At 45.8% G+C, this 2,522-nt stretch carries 2 protein-coding genes; both read left to right on the top strand.

Going from position 1 to position 2,522, the window contains the following annotated elements; genetic code table 11:
* The first annotated feature begins 189 nt into the window (after window positions 1–189).
* The gene (locus ACOTX7_RS24165) at window positions 190–1,809 is read left to right on the top strand and encodes a phosphoethanolamine--lipid A transferase MCR-9.1 (protein WP_001572373.1); all 1,620 of its coding nucleotides are present in this window, start codon (window positions 190–192) and stop codon (window positions 1,807–1,809) included.
* A 76-nt stretch (window positions 1,810–1,885) separates the two neighbouring features.
* The gene (locus ACOTX7_RS24160; RefSeq protein ID WP_001572372.1) at window positions 1,886–2,362 is read left to right on the top strand and encodes a WbuC family cupin fold metalloprotein; all 477 of its coding nucleotides are present in this window, start codon (window positions 1,886–1,888) and stop codon (window positions 2,360–2,362) included.
* Window positions 2,363–2,522: the final 160 nt, after the last annotated feature.

The raw sequence follows: 2,522 nt of genomic DNA, 5'->3' as shown, positions 1-2,522 counted from the left end.
AAAACACAACCCGCTACGGGGGAGACTTACCCGAAATCTGATTTATTCAACAAAGCCTCGTTAAGGTTAACCTAAGATTTCAGAATGATAATCTCTGCTTTGCAGCGAATAAGGCAATCATAATATTAGATTGAATTGTTGTAATTATCATCAATGTTTTTACTGGTTTACTATTTTCCGGAGGTGTTAATGCCTGTACTTTTCAGGGTGAAAGTTATTCCGCTGGTTTTACTTCTGGCAATGATCTTTGCGTTTTTACTTAACTGGCCAATATTGCTGCATTTTTACGAGATTTTGTCGCATTTAGAGCATGTCAAAATTGGTTTTGTCATTTCTATTCCCTTTGTTCTGGTTGCGGCGCTTAACGTTGTTTTTATGCCTTTCTCAGTTCGTTTTCTGCTGAAACCTTTCTTTGCTTTACTGTTTATCACTGGCTCACTGGTCAGTTATTCGACACTAAAATATAAAGTAATGTTTGATCAAACGATGATTCAAAACATTATTGAAACTAACCCCCAGGAAGCGCATTCCTATCTTAATGGCTCAATTATTATATGGTTCGTCTTTACCGGTATCCTTCCTGCCATCCTCCTTTTTTCAATAAAAATTCAATATCCTGAAAAATGGTATAAAGGCATTGCTTACCGTTTGCTCTCCGTGCTGGCATCGTTGAGTTTGATTGCAGGTGTTGCCGCACTTTATTATCAGGATTATGCCTCTGTCGGCCGCAATAACTCGACATTGAATAAAGAGATCATCCCGGCGAACTACGCTTACAGCACTTTCCAGTATGTTAAGGATACGTACTTTACGACTAAAGTGCCTTTCCAGACGCTGGGGAATGATGCTAAACGCGTCGTCGCTCACGAAAAACCCACGCTGATGTTCCTGGTGATTGGCGAAACGGCACGCAGCCAGAATTTCTCGATGAACGGTTATTCGCGTGATACCAATGCCTTTACCAGCAAATCCGGCGGCGTTATTTCGTTTAAAAATATGCATTCCTGCGGTACCGCTACCGCAATATCCGTTCCGTGCATGTTCTCGAATATGAATCGCACCGAGTACGACAGTAAAAAAGCATCTAACAGTGAAAATTTCCTCGACATCGTGCAGAAAACCGGTGTCTCGCTGTTATGGAAAGAGAACGATGGCGGTTGTAAAGGCGTATGTAGCCGCATCCCGACTGTCGAAATTAAGCCTAGTGATAACCCGAAACTGTGCGATGGCAAAACGTGCCATGACGAGGTGATGCTGGAAAACCTTGATGATGAAATCGCCAAAATGCCAGGTGATAAGCTTGTCGCCTTCCATATCATTGGCAGCCATGGACCGACTTATTACCTGCGTTATCCGGCTGAGCATCGCCACTTCATGCCCGAATGTGCACGTAGCGATATCGAAAACTGTACTCAGGAACAATTGGTCAACACCTACGACAACACCCTTCGTTATACAGACTATGTATTAGCTGAGATGATTGAAAAGCTAAAAAATTACAGCGATCAGTACAACACCGTGCTGCTTTATGTGTCCGATCATGGTGAATCATTGGGCGAAAGCGGGCTATATCTGCACGGCACGCCGTACAAACTGGCACCGGATCAGCAGACGCATATTCCGATGCAGGTCTGGATGTCACCGGGCTTTATCGCCGGGAAACACATCAACATGTCTTGCCTTGAAAATAATGCGGCGAAAAAATCATATTCCCACGACAACCTGTTCTCATCGATTTTGGGGCTGTGGGACGTAAGCACCAGCGTCTATAATCCTGACCGCGATTTGTTCCGCGAATGCCGTGGCTAATCGATTGTTAGTATAACAAAAAGCCTTACGGCAACCTGGTTGCCGTAAGCTGCAAGAATGCAATAAGGCTTATAATATGAAACAACTTACTTTCAACGACCTACGCAAGCAAAGCGCACAAGCCGCAAATTCCCCCCGCTTACGTGCCCATCATAATTTCCACCCTGAATTGAGCGACCCGGTGCAGCGTCTGGCTATTGCTATGGAACCGGGAACTTATGTTCGCCCTCATCGCCACCCGCATACTTTTGAACTGCTGACATCCCTTACCGGTCGCTTTTTGGTATTGAACTTTGATGACCTGGGTAACCTGACCCAGCGCGTCGTGTTAGGTGAGGACTGTAAAGTGCTGGAGATGGATGCAGGCACCTGGCATACCGTATTGTCACTGGATGAAGGCGGCGTTATTTTTGAGGTAAAACACGGTAGGTACCAGCCTGTTGCTGATCAAGATGCCGCCCCATGGGCCCCCGCCGAAAACGAGCCGGGAACTGCAGAGCTGATGAAATGGTACACACAGGCGCAAGTAGGTGATGGCGGATATCCGCGGTAATTAATGCGTTGCACGGAGTGCCATTCTCTCCTTCGCGCCAACTTCAAAGGCTAAGACGCTTCCTCCCAAATCACCTACTCGTAAACCTGTGGCAAGAGTAGAGGCACTGTTGCAAATAGTCGGTGGTGATAAACTTATCATCCCCTTTTGCTGATGGAGC

Origin of the sequence: Enterobacter cloacae complex sp. IR5418 (assembly GCF_049238105.1) — a bacterium.
In the GTDB taxonomy this organism is placed as follows: domain Bacteria; phylum Pseudomonadota; class Gammaproteobacteria; order Enterobacterales; family Enterobacteriaceae; genus Enterobacter; species Enterobacter hormaechei.
Note: the sequence above shows the minus strand (reverse complement) of the source record. Positions and strands in the feature narration are given on the sequence as shown.

What these genes read in the sequence shown, in the direction of transcription:
- ACOTX7_RS24165 (WP_001572373.1), top strand. Translation starts at nt 190, where the DNA reads ATGCCTGTACTTTTCAGGGTGAAAGTTATTCCGCTGGTTTTACTTCTG.
- ACOTX7_RS24160 (WP_001572372.1), top strand. Translation starts at nt 1,886, where the DNA reads ATGAAACAACTTACTTTCAACGACCTACGCAAGCAAAGCGCACAAGCC.